Genomic DNA, 20293 nt, shown 5'->3' with positions numbered 1-20293 from the left:
GCGGCACGTCTCGAGGAGGCCTTCATGGCAGTGACCAGCGAATCCACCACCGTCTGGAGCGGCGACCTGAAGAGCGGATCCGGCAGGGTGACGCTCGACTCGTCCCGCGCGGCCGACCTGACGGTGAACTGGAAGGCGCGCTCCGAAGGCGGCGCCGAGGTCACCACCCCGGAGGAGCTCCTGGGTGCGGCGCACGCCGCCTGCTTCTCGATGGCGTTCTCGAACGTCCTCACGCAGTTCGGGACGACGCCGGACAGCATCCAGACGACCGCCGCCGTGACCTTCGACCCGGCCCAGGGCATCACCGGGAGCCGTCTGCGCGTCAACGCGACCGTCCCCGGGCTGTCGGAGGAGGACTTCCAGCGACTCGCCGAGGAGGCCAAGACCACGTGCCCGGTGTCGCGAGCGCTGGTCGGCATCCCGATCACGCTGGAAGCCACGCTCGCCTGACCGCGGCGGGCTTCCGATGCGGGTACTGCTGGCCGGTTCCTCCGGCTTCATCGGCGGTGAACTGCGCGCTCAGCTCGCAGCCGCCGGTCACGAGACGCGCCGGCTGGTGAGGCGCGAGCCGGCCGACGCGGACGAGTTCCGCTGGGCGCCGGAGAAGCGCGTGGTCGACGGCGAGGTGTTCGAGTGGGCGGATGCCGTCGTCGATCTGGCGGGTGCGTCGCTGCAGCGGCTGCCCTGGACACGGGCGACCAAGCGCCGCATCCTGTCGTCGCGTCTGGAGGCGACCGGGACGCTGACGGAGGCGATGCGCCGGGCAGCGAATGCGCCGGCTGTCCTCGTGAATGCGTCGGCCGTGGGTTTCTACGGCGACCGCCCGGGGCAGGAACTGACGGAGTCGTCTCAGCCGGGACGCGGGTTCCTCACCGAGGTCGTGCAGGCGTGGGAGGCGGCCGCCCGCCTCGCCCCCGCCTCGACGCGGGTGGTCCTCGCGCGCACGGGCGTCGTCATCGGCCGGGGTGGGGCCCTCGCGCCGCTCCTCCCGCTCGCGAAGGCGGGCCTCGCCGGCCCCATCGGAGGAGGTCGTCAGCACTGGCCGTGGGTGAGCATCCACGATGAGGCCGCCGCCCTCGTGCACCTGCTCACGTCGCAGCTCGAGGGACCGGTCAACATCGCGGGTCCCACGCCCGCCACCGCCGGCGAGGTCGTCCGGGCGCTCGCGCGGGCCGTGCGGCGACCGTATCTGGTTCCGCTCCCCCGCTTCGCGATCGAGCTCGCTCTGCGGGATGCCGGGCGCGAGCTGCTGCTCGCCGACCAGCTGGTCGTCCCGCGGGCGCTGCTCGACGACGGGTTCGTGTTCCGCGACACCACGATCGAGGATGCGATGGACAGGCTGATGGAGGCGCGGGCCGTCTAACGCGCGGGCAGTTCGCCCTTCGCCTCGACCCGTTCCAGCCGGATCGCCCGGCGGAGGGCGTCGCGCGCCCGGCGGCGGTCCCCCGACGCGTCATACGCGAGCCCCAGCCGGAACCAGGCACGCCAGCTCTCGGGCTCGGCCTCGACCTCGGCCTGGTACTGCGGGAACTGCTCGTCCGCGGCGTCGCGCAGCGGACGGCCGCTCGCCCGGGTGGGGAGGTCTTCGACGGGAAGCCCGCCCTCCGCGTCCAGGCGGCGCACGAGACGTTCGGTGTGCACCCCGAAGAGCAGTTCCCGTGCGATCGCCCAGGCGCCGATGATCGGCAGCACGATCAGCGCCACGCCCATGGCGATGCCCACGGCCTGGCCCGACGCGATCAGGAGCACTGCCCGCTGCGTGACCAGCACCAGGTACACCAGCAGGACGAGCGCCATGAGGATGGCGGTGAGCCTGCCCCTCATCGCGGCCGCCCGCCTGTCGTCGGACGAGGCGACAGCGCGGCGGGAGTCACGGGCATCACGGCGTCCACTGCCCTCACTGCCGCTGCCATCATGGGCATCACGGGCATCACGGGCATCACGGGACCAGCTCGGTACCGTCGTGACCCGCGTCGCGCACGACCGGGCGCGGCGGCTCACCGCTCGGCTCGGGGATGCCGAGATCGATCAGCTTGTCGAGCCCGACGGTCACCCCCGTGGCCGAGGCCGCCGCACGCACCGCCACGAGGATCCCCGCTTCGTACGCCTCCGCCCCGACCGTGTCGTGCCGGATGGTCAGCTGCTCCCCGGCACCGCCGAAGATCACCTGCTGCTGAGCGATGACCCCGCGCATCCGGAGGCTGTGGATGGGCACGCTCGCCACCTGCTGCCCGCGGGCGCGCTGGTCGGAGTGCGGCGCCTCCACCGGTCCCTTCCGGGCGCGCGCGGCGGCGATCAACTCGGCAGTGCGGACGGCGGTCCCCGACGGCGAGTCGATCTTTCCGGCGCCGTGCGCCTCCACGATCTCGATCGAGTCGAAGAAGCGGGCGGCGGCGGTCGCGAAGGCGGTGCCGAGCGCCGAGCCGAGGGAGAAGTTCGGGATGACGACAGCGCCCTGGCCCTCGTATTGCGCCACGCGTCGCTCCAGGTCGAGGATGCGGTCGGCCGACCAGCCGGAGGTCCCCACGAGCACGTTCAGGCCGTGATCGACCGCGAACGCGACGATGGCCGGGCTGACCTGCGGGAGGGTCATATCCACCAGGACATCGGCGCCGAGCATGTCCTCGAGCGGCGAGCGCGAGCCCAGCTGCGCGACCAGCTCGAGGTCGTCGGCCTGCTCGATGAGGCGCACCGCCACGCTTCCCAGTTTTCCGGTCGCTCCGGCGACGGCCACGCGAATGCTCACCCGCCCAGCCTACCTGCGCGCTCGACAGCCTCCTGCTGGTCCGGCGCCCGCGGGGATACCCTGGGTCGATGGTCTCCTTCGCAGACGTCGCCGTCACCGACGCGACCGCCCACCGGATGCTCTCCGACTATTTCGCGGAACGCGCCGGGAGTTTTCCCGCCGCCCAGGGCGCGTACCGGACGACGTTCCCCGATCCGGGCCAGTTCGTCGCACCCGACGGCGTCTTCCTGCTCGCCTACGACGACGGCGCCGCGGCCGGCTGCGGTGGCATCCGTGAGCTCCCCGTCCCGCTGTCGGACGCCGAGGAGGCCGCGCCGGTGGTGCGCTACGAGGTCAAGCATCTGTGGGTCGTGCCGGAGCGGCGCGGGAGCGGCCTCGGGCGCGCGATCCTCGCCGAGCTGGAGCACCGCGCCCGCGGCTTCGGCGCCACCGAGCTCGTGCTCGACACGAACGCGAGCCTCGAAGCAGCGGGCGCCCTCTACCGCTCTCACGGCTACGAGCCCATCCAGCCCTACAACGACAACCCCAACGCCACCGACTGGTTCCGCAAGTCCCTCACCTGACCCAGCGCCTCCTCCCGGACAGGGCGGCTCAGACGGGCTGGAGTTCCGGCAGCCCGGTGCGCAGCTCCACCGGGAGGTGCCCGAGATCGTTGTGGACGACGAGGACCGGCGGTTTCGCGGAGCGGACGCGGATGATGGTCAGGCCGCAGTTCGCCTGATTCAGACCCAGCCAGCGCCAGTCGGGAGCGTCGAAGACGTGCCGGACGAACCATCCGATCACGAAGTTGTGGGTGACGAGCAGGTCATGCCGGTCGCCCAGCGCCGGGGTCAGGAACTCGTGGACCGCGTCCTCCATCTGCGCCCGTCCCGCCTCGATCTCCGCCTCGGTCACCGGGCCGAAGAACGACTCGAACGCCTTCGGCATGTCCGGCGTCGGCCCCGACGGGATGCAGTCGAACAGCAGGCTCGACGGCTGCGGCACGAGGGCCGGCATCCGCTCGGCCATGATCGCCGCGGTCTCGGCCGCCCGATTCAGCGGCGAGTGGTACATCGACGTGAACGGGATGCCGCTCAACCGCTCTGCGATCAGTTGCGCCTGGCGCTTCCCGCGCGGCGAGAGCGGGCCGTCCGGCAGTCCGTGCTGGGCATCCTGCTGCTCGCCGTGACGCACGAGGTAGAGGTAGTGGGGCACGAGGAAGGACCTTTCAGGATGGAGCGGGAAGGAGGCGATCAGGAAGCGAGGCCGGCGAACACGTCGTCGGTCAGGCTCCCCACCGCGGCGACGGAGACCGGCCGGCCCGCCAGGTCGGCGGCGAGGTCGCGCACATCGTCGACGGTGACGAGGTGGAGGCGGCGGAGGCTCTCATCGAGATCGGCGAACTCGCCGAGGGTGATCTCGGCACGGCCGAGCCGGGACATGCGCGTGTCCGAGTCCTCCAGTGCGAGGGCCGCACCGCCGGAGAGCTGCCCGACAGCGCGGCGCAGCTCGTCCGCCGTCACGCCGTCGGAGGCGAGCCGGCGCAGCTCGTCGAGCATCAGCTCGGTGACCTGGCGCGCCTTGGCGGGTGCGCATCCGGCGTAGAGGCCGAACACGCCGGCGTCCGAGTACGAGCCGGAGAACGAGTAGACGGCGTACGCCAGGCCGCGGCGCTCCCGGACTTCCTGGAACAAACGGCTCGACATCCCGCCGCCGAGGATGGAGTTGAGCACGCTCATCGCCGTGCGGCGCTCATCCGTGGCGACGATGCCCGGCATCCCGACGAACACGTTGGCCTGTTCGGTCGGGCGCTCCACCGTGACGATCGCGCTGCGCCGCTCGATCGTCGCCGGTACGGCCGGGCGCCGCGGAACCGGCGCTGCCGCGTGGTCCAGCTCCCAGCCGGCGGAGGTCAGCGCCCGTTCGACACCCGCGACGAGGAGGTCGTGATCGACCGCGCCGGCCGCGGTGACGACCAGGTCCTGCGGGCGGTAACTGGCGCGGTAATGCGCCCAGACGCCGTCACGGGTGGCGGCGCGGATGGTGTCCGGGCGCCCGCCGATGGGCCGGCCCAGGGGGTGGTCGCCGAGCACGGCCTGGAACATCCGCTCGTTGGCCACATCGCCCGGGTCGTCCTCGGCCATGGAGAGCTCTTCGAGGATGACGCCCCGCTCGTTCTCGAACTCGGCGGGATCGAGCACCGACGACGTGAGCATGTCGCCGATGACCTCGACCGCCATCGCGAGGTCGCGATCCTGGACTTTGGCGTAGTAACAGGTGTATTCCTTGGCAGTCATGGCATTATGCTCGCCGCCGACCGAGTCGAACGATACCGCGATGTCCAGCGCCGTACGCGTTCGCGTGCCCTTGAAGAGGAGGTGCTCGAGGAAGTGGGTGGATCCCAGCGTGCCGGCATGGTCGGCGAGGCCCGGCACCGCCTCGCTCTCGTCGCGCGAGCCCACGGCGACCCAGTAGCCCAGGGTGGCGCTGCGCGCCCCCGGGACCTGTTCGCTCAGGATGCGCACGCCGCTCGGCAGAACAGTGCGACGGACCAGCGCATCCCCCGAGGCCGCGAAGGTCAGGTCGGCCAAACCGAGCGGAAGGTCGACTGCGCTGTTCATCCCCTCCACCCTACGCCAGGGCACTTGTAACCCTTGTCTGGGAAATTGAGGACAGACAGAGTCTTCTGTCTATGGCTATACTGAGACCAGCCACCGGGTCCGGTATCCCCTGCGCCGGACTCCGGTGGCCCCTGAACCACTATCGGAGGCTCGCGCCTCCTCGTCAAAAGGAGTCGTGCGAAATGGTCGTAAGTGCCCGAGCGACCATCCGGCCGCCCGCACCATCGAAGATCAAGATCCTGGCGACGGCGGACGAGCTCTTCTACCAGGAGGGCATCCACACGGTCGGCGTCGACCGCATCATCGCGGGTGCCCGCGTCACCAAGGCCACCTTCTACAAGCACTACCGCTCGAAGGACCTCCTCATCATCGCGTATGTCGAGGGCCGCGACCGTCAGGTGCGCGAGTGGTTCGCCGAACAGGAGGCGAAGCACTCCGACCCGCGCGACATCGCCCGTGAGCTCGTCGACTCGATCAACGAGGAAGCAGTGCAGCCCGGCTTCCACGGCGACCCGTTCATCAACGCGGCCGCCCAGTTCTCCGACGAGACCGACCCCGTCCGCGTCGCCGTCACGGCGCACCGCGACTGGTATGCGGACCACATCGAGGAGCTGTTCCGCCGGATGGGACACCCCCGGCCCGGCGACGCGGCGGACGATCTCATCCTCGCCCGGGACGGTGCGCTCGCGGGCGGCTACGTCGGCGACCCGATCGCCGCCGGCGCCGCCCTGCACCGCGCGCTCACCCGCATCTTCGCCGAGCTGTAAGCCGGCTGGCGGCCGCGGGCGGCCGCCGCGCGTAGCGACCCATAGATGAACGAGTGGTCCCGACACGCCGTTATACGAATGCCGAAACGGCATGTTGGGACCACTAGATGGATGCCGTGCGCCCGGCGCGCGTGCGCGGCACGCGTGCATGGCACGCGTGGCAAGCGCGCAAGGCAAGCGTGCGCGAGGCGCGCGTGCGCGGCACGCGTGCCGGCGCGCGTGCATGGCAGGCGTGCGCCAGGCGCGCGTCTCGCAGCGCGCGCAGTACGCGCGACAAGCGAGGCGCGCGTGCCGAGCGCGCCCGGCTACTCCGAGACGCGGTCGAGCTCGAGCATCTGGGCGCGGGTCAGGCGGACGCCGGCCGCGGCCATGAGCGCGCCGACCTGGTCCGGGCGGCTCGCGCTCGCGACCGGGGCGACGACGGTGCGCTTGGCGAGCAGCCAGGCGAGCGCAATGGTCGCCGGTGCGACGCGGTGTTCCGCCGCGATGCGGTCGAGGGCCGCGAGGACGCGCTGGCCGCGCCGGTTCACGTAGGCCGATGCGCGCACGCTGCGAGCGCCCGCCGTCAGGTCGCCCTTCGACCGGTACTTGCCGGTCAGGAAGCCGTTGGCGAGGGCGTAGTACGGCATCACTCCGAGGCCCTGCGCCGCGGCGACGATGCGCGGAGCGCTCTCGAACTCGGTCCGGTGCATCAGGTTGTACTGGGTCTGGATGGCGACGAACTTGGGCAGACCCGAGGAGGCCAGGATGCGTGCCTCGATCAGGCGGTCCGCGGAGAAGTTGGAGGCGCCCAGGTAGCGCACCTTCCCGCTCTCGATCAGCCATTCCGCCGTCGCCAGGCTGTCCTCGAGGGGTGTCTCGGGGTCGTCGTCGTGGAAGTACAGCAGGTCGATGTGATCGGTCTGCAGACGCTCCAGCGACGCCTCCACGGCGCGCACGATGCTGACAGCCCCCAGACCGCGGTTCTCGTGGTGGCGGCCCACCTTGGTCGCGACGGTGACACGGTCGCGGTTGCCGCGCTCGTGCATCCACCTGCCGATCAGGACCTCGCTGCGGCCGCCGACATAGCTGTCGGCGGTGTCGATGAAGTCGCCGCCCAGCTCCGTGAACCGGTCGAGGATGGCCAGGGAGGTCTCGCCGTCGGCGGTCCAGCCGAAGACGCTCGCACCGAGGGACAGCGGGTAGACGGTGAGATCGCTCTCGCCGATCCGGCGCGGGGCAATGATCGACAGCGGTCCGGTGCTCTCGATCGCGGGGTCGATGTCCACGACGCCGGTCGGAGGCTGGGCCGAGCCGGCGCGCGCGGCGTCACGGTGCGAGACCTCAGGCTGCGACGCCTGCGACCGCGCGTCCTGCGACGGCTGCGACACCTCCTTCCGCGACGCGTCAGGCCGCGCGGAACGGTCCTCGGATCCGCCCGCGCCGGACACATCGCCGGCGGCGGAGGCTGCACGCTCGGCCGCCCGCGCGGCGCGGGCGTCGGCCGCGCGGAGACCCACGGTCTCGAGCAGGCGCAGGGGAAGCGACTGTGGCATCTCGCCCCCTCCCCGCGACACGACCTCGACGATCTCGACGCACTCGTAACAACCGGCGTTCACCGGGGAACCCGCCGTTCTCGAATCGATTCGAGAACGCCGGATCACCAGCCAACACTTGCAGATTACGTCACGCCACCGACAGCACCCGGACGAAACGGGTGAACCGCAGAGGAAAGGTTGGTCACAGTTTCATCACGAACGGCGGAGCACCGCCCGGGCGTGCGCCAGTACCGGTCCGTCGACCATCCGGCCCTCGTAACGGAAGACTCCCCCGCCCGCTTCCTCGGCTGCTGCCAGGAGCGCACGGGCGGCCTCCACCTCGGAGGAATCCGGACGATAGGCGGCACGGATCGTCTCCACCTGCCCGGGATGGATGCACACGCTCGCCGCGAAGCCCACGGCGGCCGCATCCTCCGCTTCGGCCGCCAGGCCCTCCAGGTCGGCGATGTCGAGGTGAACGGTGTCGATGGCAGCGACGCCGGCCGCTCCCGCGGCGAGCAGCACGGCCGATCGGGCGTATCGCGCGACCTCTCGGTAGCCGCCATCGCCGTGGCGGCTGGAGGTCCCGCCGAGGGACGCGACGAGGTCCTCCGCTCCCCACATCAGCGCCATCACGCCGGGCGCCTGAGCCAGCTCGGAGGCCGCGAGCACACCGGCGGCCGTCTCGCACAGCGCGATCACGTCGTAGGCACGCAGTTCGGCGAGGTCCGCGAGGCGCTCGGCTTTGGGCAGCATCGCGGTGCGGTACGGCGTCGCGGCGAGCGCCGACAGGTCCACCTCGTGGTCGGTGCTGCTCGCGGGATTGACGCGGACGATCACGCGTTCGGGATCGAGGTCGGAAGCCACGAGCGCTTCACGGGCGAGAGGGCGACGGGCAGGATCGACGGCGTCCTCGAGGTCCAGGATGACCGCATCCGCCCGCTCCAGCGCCTTCGCGAAACGTTCCGGCCGGTCCGCCGGGCAGAACAGCAGGGCCGGCCCCCAGGGGAACCCGGCGCCCTCCGTCCGCGAGGTCACAGGAGCCCGTCCGGCCCGATGTCCCCGGGATCCAGCTCGTCCGCATCCAGGGTCCCGCGCCCGCCGAAGCCGGCAGCGGACCCAGCCCCGGAATCGGCACCGGCCCCGGAGGTCTTGTCCACACCGTCGACCCCGTCGATCCCCCCGCCCGGTGTGCGCCCACCGGGGTCCGGGGGCACCGGCGACGCATCCTTGCACCACACCATCACCTGGCGGGTGGCCGTCGCGACGACGACTCCGTCCTGATTGCGACCGGTGTGCTCCAGCGTCACGATGCCCTGGCCGGGACGGGAGGCGGACAGCCGCTTCGCGAGCACCACGGTCTCCGAGTACAGCGTGTCGCCGTGGTGAAGTGGATGCGGGAACGCCACGTCGCTGAAGCCCAGGTTCGCGACGATCGTGCCCTGGGTGAGCTGCGCGACGGACGCGCCGACGATGGTCGCCAGGGTGAACATGGAGTTGACCAGCCGCTCGCCGAACGGCTGCCGCGCCGACCAGGCGGCGTCGAGGTGCAGCGCCTGCGTGTTCATCGTCAGCGTCGTGAAGAAGACATTGTCCGCTTCCGTCACGGTCCGCCCCGGCCGGTGGAGGTAGCGGGTCTCCGGCTCGAACTCCTCGTAGTACAGGCCGCGCTGTTCGATCTCTTTCATGTGTCCAGCTCCACTCTCGTCCGGCTCCAGTGTCAGTCCAGCTCGACTCGGAGGGGCGCGCCGGTCGCGGCGACCACCTCATCCACGGTCACGCCCGGCGCGACCTCCCGCAGGACCAGCCCGTCGTCCGTCACATCGATCACGGCGAGGTCCGTGATGATGCGGTCGACGCATCCCGTGCCCGTCAGCGGGAGGGTGCATTCGCGGAGGATCTTGGGGCGGCCCTCCCTGTCCACATGCTCCATCATGACGATGAGCCGCTTCGCGCCGAAGACGAGGTCCATCGCCCCGCCCATGCCCTTGACCATCTTGCCGGGGATCATCCAGTTGGCGAGGTCGCCGCCCTCGGACACCTCCATCGCGCCGAGGACGGCCAGGTCCACGTGGCCGCCGCGCACCATCCCGAACGACAGCGCGGAGTCGAAGAAGGCGGCACCGCGGTTGATGGTGACCGTCTCCTTGCCCGCATTGATGAGGTCGGGGTCGACCGCGTCGTCGGTGGGATAGGGGCCGACGCCGAGGATGCCGTTCTCGGAGTGCAGGATGACCTCCACGCCGTCGGGGACGTAGTTCGGGATCAGCGTGGGCATCCCGATCCCGAGGTTGACGTACTGGCCGTTCTCGAGCTCCCGCGCCACGCGGGCGGCGAGCTCGGTCCGTGTGAGGCTCATCGTGCGCTCCCTTCCGCGCCGGATGCTTCCGCCACCGTCCGCCGCTCGATCCGCTTCTCGACGTCCGGCGTGTGCACCACGCGCTGGACGAAGATCCCCGGGCAGTGGATGGATCCGGCATCGAGCTCGCCCGGCTCCACCAGCTCCTCGACCTCCGCGATCGTGATGCGCCCCGCCATCGCGGCGAGCGGGTTGAAGTTCATGGCCGCAGCGTGGAAGACCAGGTTGCCGTGCCGATCCCCCGTCGCCGCGTGCACGAGCGCGAAGTCGGGACGGAGGGACCGCTCCAGCACATAGGCGGCGTCGTCGAACGTCCGCACCTCCCTGGGCTCGCTCGCCACCGCGACGGACCCGTCGGCGGCATACCGGCGGGGCAGTCCGCCGCTCGCGATCTGCGTGCCGACGCCCGCCGGCGTGTAGAAGGCCGGTATCCCGGCGCCGCCCGCCCGCAGCTTCTCGGCGAGGGTGCCCTGCGGGGTCAGTTCCACCTCCAGCTCCCCGGAGAGGAACTGGCGCGCGAACTCCTTGTTCTCGCCGACGTACGAGCTGATCATCTTGCGGATGCGGCGCTGGGCGAGCAGCAGGCCGAGACCCCAGTCGTCCACACCGCAGTTGTTGCTGACCACCTCGAGGCCGGTCGTGCCCGCGTCCAGCAGCGCTTGGATGAGCGCGCTCGGGATGCCGCAGAGCCCGAAGCCCCCGACGGCGAGCGTGCTGCCGTCCGGGATGTCGGCGACCGCCTCCCGGGCGCTCCCCACTGTCTTGTCGATCATCCGTCCTCCTCGTCGAGTACAGCCCCAGCCAACAGTTCCTGAGTTCTTCCGGCCCTTTCAGGCTAGGCCGAGAATCCGAGAGCGCGCGAGATGATCATGAGCTGCACCTCGCTGGTGCCTTCGCCGATCTCCAGGATCTTGGAGTCGCGGTAGTGGCGCGCGACCGGGTTCTCGTTGAGGAAGCCGTAGCCGCCGAAGATCTGCGTGGCGTCGCGCGCGTTGTCCATCGCGGCCTCGCTGGCGGTCAGCTTGGCGATCGACGCCTCCAGCTTGAACGGCTTGCCCGCCATCAGCTTGAAGCAGGCGTCGTAGTAGGCGAGCCGGGCGGCGTGCACCCGCGCCTGCATCCGCGCGATCTTGAAGGCGATGTACTGGTTGGAGCCGATCGCCCGGCCGAACACGTTCCGGCTCTGCGCGTAGCGGATGGCCTCCTCGAGGCAGCCCTGCGCAGCGCCCGTGCAGAGCGCGGCGAAGGCGACACGGCCCTCATCCAGGGTGATGAGGAAGTTCGCGTACCCGCGCCCGCGCTCCCCCAGCAGGTTCTCCTCCGGGACGTGCACGTCGGTGAGCGTCAGCGGGTGCGTGTCGGAGGTGTGCCAGCCGACCTTGTCGTAGACCGGCTCTGCCACGAACCCCGGGGTGCCGCTCGGGACGATGATCGCCGAGAGCTCCTTCTTCACGGAGCCGTCCTGGCGGCGGGATTCGCCGGTCACCGCGGTGATGGTGACCAGCCGCGTGATCTCCGATCCGGAGTTCGTGATGAACTGCTTCGTCCCGTTGATCACCCACTCGCCGTCGCGCAGTTCGGCGGTGGTCTTGGTCCCGGACGCGTCGGAGCCGGCCTCGGCCTCCGTCAGCCCGAACCCGGCGAGCGCCTCGCCGCGCGCCAGCATCGGCAGCCACTCCTGCTTCTGGGCCTCGGTGCCGTTGCGGAAGATCGGCATGGCGCCGAGCCCCACTCCGGCCTCCAGGGTGACGCCGATGGACTGGTCCACCCGGCCGAGCTGCTCCACGGCGAGGCAGAGCGAGAGGTAGTCCTTTCCCTGGCCGCCGTACTCGACCGGGAACGGCAGGCCGAACAGGCCCATGCGTCCCATCTCGGCGATGATGTCGTACGGGAGGCTGCGCTTGGTGTCGTACTCGTAGGCCGCGGGCGCGACGACGGTGTCGGCGAAGTCGCGGACCGTGTCACGGAGGCGCCGCTGCTCGTCGGTGAGCTGGAAGCCCGCGACGTCGGTGTCGGCGGCGCCGTCCGCGGGGTGGCCGGCGGGGTGGCCTGCGGGGCCGCCGGCGGGGTTGCCTGCGGGGTTGCCGGTGGGGTGGGTCATCTGCATGGTCATGCGGGTCCTGTCTCTCGTGGTGACTATCGCTGTGCGGCGGCCGGTCGTGTCGGCGCCGCGTCCGCCTCTTCGGGCGGCACATCGGAAGGGGATGCGGTGGATGCGGTGGATGCGGTGGATGCGGTGGGCGCGGCCGTCCCGGGCGGCTCGGCCTCGGCTTCGTCGGCATCCACCCGGGCCAGCACCTGATCGAGCCGGACCAGGTCGCCCGGCGCGACGCGGACGGTCACGGTTCCGGCGACCGGGGCGACCAGGCGGTGCTCCATCTTCATGGCCTCGACGACCACGACGGTCTCCCCCTGCTCCAGCCGTGCTCCGGTCTCGACCGGCACCGCGACGACGGTGCCCGGCATGGGCGAGCGGAGTTCGGGATGCGCGACCGACGATCCCCGCTCCATCGCCGCCAGCCGCTCGGCCAGGCGGGTCGCGCGGTCGCGCAGGCGCAGCGGCCGGGACCGCCCCTCACGGCCGAGCCAGACGGTGTCGCCGTCGCGCGCGGCGTCGAAACGGAGGACCCGGCCGTCGAGCTCGAGCAGCAGGAGGACGGGTTCGCCGGCGGCGACCGGCTCCTGCGAGCGCAGGGCAGCGCGGCGCCAGCCGGCGTGGGCGGTACCCGGGCCGGAAGTGCGCGTGGCGGTCGCGGAGGCACCCCCGTCAGCATTGACGGCACCGCCGGCATTCCCCGCGGCATCGCCGGCATTCCCCGCGGCATCGCCTGCATTCCCAGCGGCATCGCCGACGCGCACGAGCACGCCCTCGGCGCTACCGCTGACGGCCACCGTGACGCCGTCCACGTCGTAGCGGACCGGTCGCGCCTGCCCGAGCCGCCATCCCGTCGGGGCTCCCCAGACGCTGCCGACGGCCGGCGGAGTGCGCCGGCGGTCGGCGTGCGCGAGCAGCGCGGCCGCGATCGTCTCCTCCTCCGTGACCGGCGCCGGTTCGAGCTCGGAGAAGCGGCGGTCGATCAGGGTCGTGTCCATCCGGCCGGCACGGACCTCCTCGTCGTCCAGCAGCTCCCGCAACCAGGCGACATTGGACACGGTCCCGAGGATGCTCGTCGCGGCGAGCGCGCCGCGCAGCCGCGCCAGGGCCTGCGGCCGGTCCTCCCCCCAGGCGATGACCTTGGCCAGCATCGGGTCGTAGTCCGTCACGATCCGCGACCCCGCGACGAGGCCGCTGTCGACGCGCACGCCCTCGCCGCCCGGCTCCCGCAACGCGAGCACCCGGCCGGCGGCCGGGAGGAACCCGCGCTCGGGGTCCTCCGCGTACACGCGCGCCTCGATGGCGTGTCCTTGCAAACCCAGGTCCGCCTGTCCGAAGGCGAGCGGGGAGCCGGCGGCGATCCGCAGCTGCTGCTCCACGAGGTCCAGCCCGCGGACGCCCCGTACGGTGCTGACCAGCTCGGTGACGGGATGCTCGACCTGCAGGCGCGTGTTCATCTCCATGAAGAAGAACTCGTCCGGGGCCTCCGCGGAGACGAGGAACTCGACGGTTCCGGCTCCGACGTAGTCGACGCTGGCGGCGACCCGGCACGCGGCCTGGCCGATCCGCTCCCGCGTCGCCGCGTCGAGCAGCGGGGACGGAGCCTCCTCGATGACCTTCTGGTGGCGTCGCTGCAGCGAGCACTCGCGCTCGCCGAGGTGGACGATCCCGCCGTGACGGTCCGCGAGCACCTGCACCTCGATGTGCCGCGGGGAGGCGACCAGCCGCTCCAGGAACAGCGTGTCGTCGCCGAACGCCGCGGCCGCCACGCGCCGGGCGGCCCGCAGAGCCTCCGGCAGCTCGGCAGCGGCGCGCACGGCCTGCATCCCCTTGCCCCCGCCGCCCGCCGACGGCTTGACGAGGACGGGGTAGCCGATACGCCCGGCCGCCGCGATCAGCTCGGCGTCGCCGAGGCCCGGTTCCGCGATCCCCGGGATGGTCGGCACGCCGTACTCCGCGACGGCGTGCTTCGCGGTGATCTTGTCGCCCATCACCTCCAGCGCGTGGATGCCCGGGCCGACGAACACGATGCCCGCGCGCTCGCAGGCGTCGGCGAGCGCGGGGTTCTCCGAGAGGAATCCGTACCCGGGATGCACGGCCTCAGCGCCGGTGCGGCGCGCAGCCTCCACGATCGCCTCCACGTTCAGGTAGCTCTCGCGGGCGGGGGCGGGGCCGAGGCGCACGGCGACATCCGCAAGGGCGACATGCGACGCATCCCGATCGGCGTCGCTGTAGACCGCGACGGAGCGGATGCCGAGGCGCTTCAGGGTGCGGAGGACACGGCAGGCGATCTCGCCGCGGTTCGCGACCAGCACGGTGTGGAAGAGTGCGGGGACGGACGGGGATGCAGAGGTCATGGCGTCACATCCGGAAGAGCCCGAAGGCGGTGTCGGGGAGCGGCGAGCGGGCGACGACATCCAGGGCGAGGCCCAGCACGGTCCGGGTCTCGGCGGGGTCGATGACGCCGTCGTCCCAGAGCCGCGCGGTCGAGTAGTACGGATTGCCCTGCTCCTCGTACTGCTCGGCGATGGGAGCGCGGAAGGCGGCCTCGTCGTCGGCCGACCACTCCTCGCCCCGCGCCTCCAGCTGGTCCCGCTTGACGGTGGCGAGCACGCTCGACGCCTGCTGGCCGCCCATCACCGAGATCCGCGCGGCGGGCCACATCCACAGGAAGCGCGGCGAGTAGGCGCGACCGCACATGGAGTAGTTGCCCGCCCCGAAGGAGCCGCCGATCACGACGGTCAGCTTGGGCACACGGGCCGTTGCGACCGCGGTCACCATCTTCGCGCCGTTCTTCGCGATGCCGCCCGCCTCGTAGTCGCGGCCGACCATGAAGCCGGAGATGTTCTGCAGGAACAAGAGCGGGATGCCGCGCTGGTCGCACAGCTCGATGAAATGCGCGCCCTTGAGCGCCGACTCGCTGAACAGCACGCCGTTGTTGGCGACGATTCCGACGGGATGCCCGTGGATGCGCGCGAAGCCGGTGACGAGGGTCGTCCCGTATTCGGGCTTGAACTCCTCGAATCCGCTGCCGTCGACGATCCGCGCGATGACCTCGTGGACGTCGTAGGGCGCCTGAACGTCGACCGGGACCACGCCGTACAGCTCGGCCGGGTCGGCCGCCGGGTCCACAGCCGGGCCGACCGGCCAGGCCGGCGCGAGCGGCGGCGGGAGGGTCGCGACGATGTCGCGCACGATCGCGAGGGCGTGCTCGTCGTCCTCGGCCAGGTGGTCGACGACTCCGGAGGTCCGGGCGTGGAGGTCGCCGCCGCCCAGCTCCTCGGCGGTCACCACCTCGCCGATGGCCGCTTTCACCAGCGGAGGGCCGCCGAGGAAGATCGTGCCCTGGTTGCGCACGATCACCGTCTCATCGCTCATCGCCGGAACGTAGGCGCCACCCGCCGTGCACGATCCGAGGACCGCGGCGATCTGCGGGATCTTGGCCGCCGAGAGCCGCGCCTGGTTGTAGAAGATACGGCCGAAGTGGTCGCGGTCCGGGAACACCTCGTCCTGCATCGGCAGGAACGCTCCCCCGGAATCCACGAGGTAGATGCACGGCAGCCGGTTCTCCAGGGCGACCTCCTGAGCGCGGAGGTGCTTCTTCACGGTCATCGGGTAGTACGTGCCGCCCTTGACCGTCGCGTCGTTGCAGACGATCATCACGTGACGTCCCGCGACCAGCCCGATCCCGGCGATCACGCCCGCCGCCGGGCTCTCGTCGTCGTACATCCCGGTGGCGGCGAGGGGCGCCAGTTCGAGGAACGGACTGCCCTCGTCCAGCAGAGCGTCGATGCGGTCCCGCGGGAGGAGCTTGCCGCGCGCGACGTGCCGCTCGCGCGCCCGCTCGGGGCCGCCGGCCGCCGCCGTGGCGAGACGCCGCCGCAGGTCGGCCACCAGCTCGCGCTGGGCCGCGTCGTTCTGCTCGAACCGGGTGTCCGTGGCGGACGCCTCACTGGTCAGGATCGGCATGCTGCTCCGTGTGTGTCGTCGTCGACAATCGGTTAGTGGTTACTAACTCGATTTTAGGTTAGTGTTCATTAACCGAAAAGTCCAGCACCGCCGCCGAAGGGCGCCGACCCCACCGAGGACGATGACCCAGCTCGACCCCGCGACTCCCCTGGAGCGACCGACGCAGCGCTCCCTTGCCAAGGCCGACCGCCGTGCCGCGCTGCTCGAAGCAGCCGCGGGCCTCTTCGCCGAACGCGGCTTCAACGGCGTCTCGATCGAAGACCTGGGCACCGCCGTGGGCGTCAGCGGTCCGGCGGTCTACCGGCACTTCTCCTCCAAGCGGGCCGTGCTCGAGGCGCTCCTCGTCGGCGTCAGCGAGCGACTCCTCGCCGGCGGCCAGGCGGTCGAGGACGCCGGAGCGGATGCGGCCGCCGCCCTCCGCTCGCTCATCGGCTTCCACGTCGATTTCGCCCTCACCGAGCCGGACACCATCCGCGTCCAGGACCGCGACCTCGACGCCCTCACGGACTCGGCCCGCCGTCAGGTGCGCCGGCTCCAGCGGCGGTACATCGAGGTGTGGATGCGCGTCCTCGCCGGCCTGCATCCCGCCCTCGCCGAGGATGAGCTGCGCGTGCGCGTGCAGGGCACCTTCGGCCTCCTGAACTCGACCCCGCACACCGCGCGCGTCGGCTCCGCGCATGTCGCCTCCGAGGCGGTCCGGCCCGTGCTCGAACGGATGGCCTGGGCGGCGCTGACCTCTCCCTGAGGTCGCCCCGAGGTCGCCCCGAGGTCGCCCGTGGGCCGGAGGCCGGGGCCGGAGGCCGCCCGGGGCAGGAGGCCGGAGGCCGCCCGGAGGCCGGAGGTCGCCCGGAGTTCGCGCCGAGGTCGCCCGGGGCCGACTGCGTGGCGGGGCTGCTGTCCGCGTTTCGTGGAGACCGTGGATCGAAGGAGATCGGGTGTCGAATCTCCTTCGAATGGCAGTAGTGAAGGAGATTCGAACGGCATCCGTTCGAATCTCCTTCGCCGGCAGCGCAGCGACGCGCACGCCGCGGCCGCCGGGCAAATGCGGGTCTGCGGAACGTGTGCGGCGGGGCGAGCAACCGCACACGTTACGAACGGCAGCAGACACTGCGGGACGCGCGCACCGCATCCACTCGCCATCGGCGGGAGCCCCGGAGTGATCCCGGAGTGATCCCGGAGTGATCCCGGAGCGGCCCCGGAGCGTGTCACCGAAATGCACTTTATGCCCGTAGCGGCGACTGCGGGTCTGCGGAACGTGTGCGGCGGGGCGAGCAGCCGCACACGTTACGAAAGGCAGCAGACAACGTTACGAACGCGGAACGAACGAAAGCAGACACGGAACGGACGGCAGCAGACACGGTACGGACCCGACCACCCCGGCTACCGCGGCCACCGCCGCCACCGCCGCCACCGCCGCCACCGCCGCCACCGCGGCCACCGCGGGCGCCGCGGCCACCGCGGGCGCCGCCGTCCGCGGCGACCCGGGGGACGGTTCCGAGCGCGTCACCGGGATGCACTACAGTCCCAAGGAACGGCGGAAACGGCCCGATGAAGGAGCGACGTGGGCGACGACACCCCCCGGCTGAGACGGCACCATCGGGTTCTCCGGGTCGTCGGCGGCGTCCTCGCGGTGCTGCTCATCCTCGTGGTGGTCGCCGGCGGCGTGGGCGTCTGGACGGTCACGCGCTCGTTCCCGCAGACCGCGGGCAGCGTGGATGTGCCGGGCCTTCAACATCCCGTCACCGTGTACCGCGACGACGCCGGGGTGCCGCAGCTGGTCGCCTCCACTGCGGACGACCTGTTCCGCGCGCAGGGCTTCGTGCATGCGCAGGACCGGTTCTGGGAGATGGACTTCCGGCGGCACGTCACGGCCGGCCGGCTGTCGGAGATGTTCGGCGCGAGCCAGGTGCCGACCGACACGTTCATCCGCACCCTGGGCTGGCGGCGGGTGGCGGAAGAGGAGGTGAAGCTCCTCGATCCGACCTCGCGGCGGTACTACCAGGACTACGCGGATGGTGTGAACGCCTACCTGAAGCAGCGGTCGGGCGCCGCGCTGTCGCTCGAGTACGCGGTGCTCGGGCTTCAGAACCCGTCCTACACGCCGGAGCCGTGGACCCCCGCCGACTCGATCGCCTGGCTGAAGGCCATGGCCTGGGATCTCCGTTCCAACCTCGAGGACGAGATCGACCGGGCGCTGCTCGCCACCAAGCTGAAGCCGCAGCAGGTCGCGGAACTCCACCCGGGCTACCCGTACCAGGGCCACCCGACGATCACCGACCAGGGCGGAGGCGACCCGCGCACGGCGACGCCGGACGTCGCTCCCGGAGCGGTCGCCCGGGAGGCGAGCGCCGGCGGGGATGCGAGCGCGGCAGCTCAGCCGGGCACGACAGCCCAGCCGGGCGCCGCAGCCCAACCGGACGCCGCAGCCCAACCGGACGCCGCAGCCCAGCCGGGCGCGTACGGGAGCCAGCTGCAGCAGGTCGCCGCCAGCGTGGAGGCGCTCCCCCAGCTCATGGGCCCGGCGGGCGACGACATCGGCTCGAACTCGTGGGTGGTGGCCGGCAGCCACACCGCGAGCGGCAAGCCCCTGCTCGCGAACGATCCCCACCTCGGCGCGGCGCTGCCGTCGGTCTGGTACCAGATGGGATTGCACTGCACGACCGTCGGGCCGGCATGCCCGTTCGACGTGGCCGGCTTCAGCTTCTCCGGGTTCCCGGGGATCATCATCGGCCACAACGACCGGGTCTCCTGGGGTTTCACCAACCTCGGCCCCGATGTCGCCGACCTGTTCGTCGAGAAGGTCAGCGGCGACACCTACGAGTACGACGGCAAGCAGGTCCCGCTTCAGAAGCGCACCGAGCGCATCCACGTCGCCGGCGGCCGCGACGTCACCATCACCGTGCGGTCGACCCTGCACGGGCCCATCGTCACCGACATCGGCGACGCCTACGCCGTCATCGCCAAGGATCAGGCCGGGAAGCTCGGCATCCCGGCGCAGGAGTTCCAGCTCTCGCTCGCCTGGACCGCCCTCACCCCGGGCACGACCGCGAACGCGATCTTCGCCTTCGACACCGCACACGACTGGGCGAGCTTCCGCAACGCCGCCCGCCAGTTCCAGGTGCCGTCGCAGAACCTCGTCTACGCCGACGTGGATGGGCACATCGGCTATCAGGCGCCGGGCCTCATCCCGACGCGGGCGGGCGGCGACGGCACGACTCCGGTGCCGGGATGGAGCAGCCGCTACGCCTGGACGGGCACCATCCCGTTCGACCAGCTGCCGTCCGTGCTCGATCCTCCCGCCGGCTACATCGTGACCGCGAACAACGCGGCCGTCGGTCCCGGCTTCCCAGCGCTGATCACGGCCGATTGGGACCACGGGTACCGCGCGAACCAGCTGGAGCTGCGGCTGTCGCGGCTGTTCCACGAGGGCCGGAAGGTCACGGCGGCCGACATGTCGGCGATCCAGGCGGACACGTACGACGCGAACGCCGCGAACCTCGTCCCGGTGCTGCGCGCCGTCGCCGCCAGACCCGGCGCCTCGACCGAGCTGAGGCAGGCGGTCCGGGTCCTTGCGGGATGGGACTACCGCGACACCGCAGGCAGCGCGGCTGCCGCGTACTTCGCCGTGTTCTGGAAGGAACTGCTGCACGACGCGTTCGGGCGCAAGCTCCCGGCAGGAGCGACGGTGAGCGGCGGAGACCGCTGGTTCGCGGTCGTCGGCGCCCTGCTAGCCGAACCGGAATCGTCCTGGTGGGCCGATTCGGCCCTCGGGACCTCCGGTCGCGACTCGATGCTCGCCTACGCGGCCGAGCAAGCCTGGGGCGAGACGCGCCGGCTGCTCGGCGGGGACACCTCCGCCTGGCGGTGGGACCGTCTCCACACGCTCACGTTGCGGAACGCGAGCCTCGGCACGTCCGGCGTCGCGCCGATCGAGTGGCTGTTCAACCGCGGACCGTGGCCTGTCGGCGGCAGCAGCAGCGTCGTGGACGCTGTGGGCTGGGACGCGTCCGAGGGCTTCGGGGCGGACCGCGTGCCGTCGATGCGCATGGTCGTCGACCTCTCCGACTTCGACAAGAGCACCTGGATCAACCTGACCGGCGCCTCCGGCCACGCCTTCGACGCGCACTACACCGATCAGACCGACCTGTGGGCGGCCGGAAAGACGCGACCATGGCCGTTCTCCGCGGCAGCGATCCAGGCCGCGGCGCGTCAGACCCTCACGCTGCGACCGCCCGGCTGA

17 protein-coding genes and 1 pseudogene are annotated in these 20293 nt (G+C 71.5%); 6 read left to right on the top strand and 12 right to left on the bottom strand.

Translation table 11 applies throughout. The annotated features are described in order from the left end of the window. Positions 1–24 precede the first annotated feature (24 nt). Positions 25–450, top strand: a complete 426-nt coding sequence (locus tag BM287_RS07595) for an OsmC family peroxiredoxin (RefSeq protein ID WP_090037451.1) — start codon at positions 25–27, stop codon at positions 448–450. Positions 451–466: 16 nt separating this feature from the next. After that, positions 467–1363, top strand: a complete 897-nt coding sequence (locus tag BM287_RS07590; protein ID WP_090037454.1) for a TIGR01777 family oxidoreductase — start codon at positions 467–469, stop codon at positions 1361–1363. On the opposite strand, the gene BM287_RS07585 is transcribed toward BM287_RS07590, so the two are convergent. Further along, on the bottom strand, positions 1360–1824 hold the full coding sequence (locus BM287_RS07585) for a hypothetical protein (RefSeq protein WP_090037456.1): 465 nt from the start codon (positions 1822–1824) through the stop codon (positions 1360–1362). The genes BM287_RS07590 and BM287_RS07585 overlap by 4 nt on opposite strands. A 115-nt stretch (positions 1825–1939) precedes the next feature. Continuing rightward, a complete protein-coding gene (dapB, locus tag BM287_RS07580) occupies positions 1940–2746 on the bottom strand; it encodes a 4-hydroxy-tetrahydrodipicolinate reductase (RefSeq protein ID WP_090037459.1) in 807 nt (268 codons plus the stop codon). A gap of 68 nt (positions 2747–2814) precedes the next feature. Here dapB and BM287_RS07575 point away from each other — a divergent pair, with 68 nt between their 5' ends. Beyond that, positions 2815–3309, top strand: coding sequence for a GNAT family N-acetyltransferase (locus BM287_RS07575; RefSeq protein ID WP_090037462.1), 495 nt, complete (start codon positions 2815–2817; stop codon positions 3307–3309). 28 nt (positions 3310–3337) lie between these two features. Here the strand turns inward: BM287_RS07575 and BM287_RS07570 are convergent, their stop codons facing one another. Beyond that, the gene (locus tag BM287_RS07570) at positions 3338–3940 is read right to left on the bottom strand and encodes a histidine phosphatase family protein (RefSeq protein ID WP_090037465.1); all 603 of its coding nucleotides are present in this window, start codon (positions 3938–3940) and stop codon (positions 3338–3340) included. A 38-nt stretch (positions 3941–3978) separates the two neighbouring features. After that, complete coding sequence (locus BM287_RS07565; protein ID WP_090037467.1) at positions 3979–5346, bottom strand: M16 family metallopeptidase; 1368 nt, start codon at positions 5344–5346, stop codon at positions 3979–3981. Positions 5347–5528: 182 nt separating this feature from the next. Between BM287_RS07565 and BM287_RS07560 the strand changes: the two genes are divergently transcribed. Beyond that, entirely contained in the window at positions 5529–6113 is a 585-nt protein-coding gene (locus BM287_RS07560; RefSeq protein ID WP_090037470.1) for a TetR/AcrR family transcriptional regulator, read from the top strand. A 305-nt stretch (positions 6114–6418) separates the two neighbouring features. Here the strand turns inward: BM287_RS07560 and BM287_RS07555 are convergent, their stop codons facing one another. From BM287_RS07555 to BM287_RS07520, 8 genes and pseudogenes are all read right to left on the bottom strand, one after another. After that, a complete protein-coding gene (locus tag BM287_RS07555; protein WP_244528013.1) occupies positions 6419–7648 on the bottom strand; it encodes an aldo/keto reductase in 1230 nt (409 codons plus the stop codon). 195 nt (positions 7649–7843) lie between these two features. Continuing rightward, positions 7844–8668, bottom strand: a complete 825-nt coding sequence (locus BM287_RS07550; RefSeq protein ID WP_090037473.1) for an HpcH/HpaI aldolase/citrate lyase family protein — start codon at positions 8666–8668, stop codon at positions 7844–7846. A gap of 185 nt (positions 8669–8853) precedes the next feature. Further along, positions 8854–9318 (bottom strand): annotated as a pseudogene (locus BM287_RS07545) (MaoC family dehydratase); the annotation flags it as partial. A gap of 32 nt (positions 9319–9350) precedes the next feature. Beyond that, the gene (locus BM287_RS07540; protein ID WP_090037475.1) at positions 9351–9989 is read right to left on the bottom strand and encodes a CoA transferase subunit B; all 639 of its coding nucleotides are present in this window, start codon (positions 9987–9989) and stop codon (positions 9351–9353) included. After that, positions 9986–10762 (bottom strand): CoA transferase subunit A, encoded by a 777-nt coding sequence (locus tag BM287_RS07535; protein WP_090037478.1) that lies wholly within the window; start codon positions 10760–10762, stop codon positions 9986–9988. The genes BM287_RS07540 and BM287_RS07535 overlap by 4 nt, the downstream gene beginning before the upstream one ends. Before the next feature lie 62 nt (positions 10763–10824). Further along, positions 10825–12102: an acyl-CoA dehydrogenase family protein gene (locus tag BM287_RS07530; RefSeq protein WP_244528011.1), complete on the bottom strand. Its 1278-nt coding sequence runs from the start codon at positions 12100–12102 to the stop codon at positions 10825–10827. 23 nt (positions 12103–12125) lie between these two features. Continuing rightward, positions 12126–14441, bottom strand: coding sequence for an ATP-binding protein (locus BM287_RS07525; RefSeq protein ID WP_090037480.1), 2316 nt, complete (start codon positions 14439–14441; stop codon positions 12126–12128). A 4-nt stretch (positions 14442–14445) separates the two neighbouring features. Next, complete coding sequence (locus BM287_RS07520) at positions 14446–16053, bottom strand: carboxyl transferase domain-containing protein (protein WP_090037483.1); 1608 nt, start codon at positions 16051–16053, stop codon at positions 14446–14448. 121 nt (positions 16054–16174) lie between these two features. On the opposite strand from BM287_RS07520, the gene BM287_RS07515 reads away from it, so the two are divergent. Further along, positions 16175–16798, top strand: a complete 624-nt coding sequence (locus BM287_RS07515; protein ID WP_090037486.1) for an SACE_7040 family transcriptional regulator — start codon at positions 16175–16177, stop codon at positions 16796–16798. A gap of 816 nt (positions 16799–17614) precedes the next feature. Further along, entirely contained in the window at positions 17615–20293 is a 2679-nt protein-coding gene (locus BM287_RS07505; protein ID WP_090037492.1) for a penicillin acylase family protein, read from the top strand.

Source organism: Leifsonia sp. CL147, assembly GCF_900114565.1.
Classification (GTDB): Bacteria; Actinomycetota; Actinomycetes; order Actinomycetales; family Microbacteriaceae; genus Leifsonia.
The sequence above is the reverse complement of the archived record's forward strand: the minus strand, read 5'-3'. Positions and strand labels throughout refer to the sequence as shown.

Coding starts and splice junctions, on each gene's coding strand:
- BM287_RS07555 (WP_244528013.1), bottom strand. CDS start 7,648: ATGCCACAGTCGCTTCCCCTGCGCCTGCTCGAGACCGTGGGTCTCCGC.
- BM287_RS07590 (WP_090037454.1), top strand. CDS start 467: ATGCGGGTACTGCTGGCCGGTTCCTCCGGCTTCATCGGCGGTGAACTG.
- BM287_RS07575 (WP_090037462.1), top strand. CDS start 2,815: ATGGTCTCCTTCGCAGACGTCGCCGTCACCGACGCGACCGCCCACCGG.
- BM287_RS07540 (WP_090037475.1), bottom strand. CDS start 9,989: ATGAGCCTCACACGGACCGAGCTCGCCGCCCGCGTGGCGCGGGAGCTC.
- BM287_RS07595 (WP_090037451.1), top strand. CDS start 25: ATGGCAGTGACCAGCGAATCCACCACCGTCTGGAGCGGCGACCTGAAG.
- BM287_RS07530 (WP_244528011.1), bottom strand. CDS start 12,102: ATGACCATGCAGATGACCCACCCCACCGGCAACCCCGCAGGCAACCCC.
- BM287_RS07560 (WP_090037470.1), top strand. CDS start 5,529: ATGGTCGTAAGTGCCCGAGCGACCATCCGGCCGCCCGCACCATCGAAG.
- BM287_RS07565 (WP_090037467.1), bottom strand. CDS start 5,346: ATGAACAGCGCAGTCGACCTTCCGCTCGGTTTGGCCGACCTGACCTTC.
- BM287_RS07535 (WP_090037478.1), bottom strand. CDS start 10,762: ATGATCGACAAGACAGTGGGGAGCGCCCGGGAGGCGGTCGCCGACATC.
- BM287_RS07515 (WP_090037486.1), top strand. CDS start 16,175: ATGACCCAGCTCGACCCCGCGACTCCCCTGGAGCGACCGACGCAGCGC.
- BM287_RS07525 (WP_090037480.1), bottom strand. CDS start 14,441: ATGACCTCTGCATCCCCGTCCGTCCCCGCACTCTTCCACACCGTGCTG.
- BM287_RS07520 (WP_090037483.1), bottom strand. CDS start 16,053: ATGCCGATCCTGACCAGTGAGGCGTCCGCCACGGACACCCGGTTCGAG.
- BM287_RS07585 (WP_090037456.1), bottom strand. CDS start 1,824: ATGAGGGGCAGGCTCACCGCCATCCTCATGGCGCTCGTCCTGCTGGTG.